Raw genomic sequence first — 384 nt, 5'->3', positions numbered from 1 at the left:
CTACATAAGTTGAAACTAGAATTTATATCTTTTTCATTAAGACTAAGTTCATATAAGTATTTTCCTATACTCGATTTTCCTGTGCCATTATTTCCAAAGAAAAAATTAACTTTATTTAAATCAGGAATAATTGTTTGCTTTTTATAAGTTGCAACATTATTTAATTTAATTTCGGTTATCATGTTTTTAGTGTATTGTAAAAATAAATATATAAATTTTTTTGGTTGGAATCTTGTGAATTATAAAATTAAAATTCCAAATTTGGATTTTTGTACACACATTAGTGTATCTATTTTGGCTTGATTTGATATGACATAATCCCATCGGCTCATTAGTTCTTTACCTTCGTCAAAAGATTGTAAAATATACATTTTAAGGATTGGT

Annotated in this window: 1 protein-coding gene; it reads right to left on the bottom strand. The window is 24.2% G+C overall.

Annotated elements, in window-relative coordinates:
• Window positions 1-182 (bottom strand): hypothetical protein (locus SB659_RS19130; RefSeq protein ID WP_410551530.1); only part of this gene is annotated, 182 nt, incomplete at its 3' end.
• Window positions 183-384 lie beyond the last annotated feature (202 nt).

The organism is Arthrobacter sp. SIMBA_036, from assembly GCF_046535135.1.
Lineage (GTDB): Bacteria > Actinomycetota > Actinomycetes > Actinomycetales > Micrococcaceae > Arthrobacter.
Note: the sequence above shows the minus strand (reverse complement) of the source record. Positions and strands in the feature narration are given on the sequence as shown.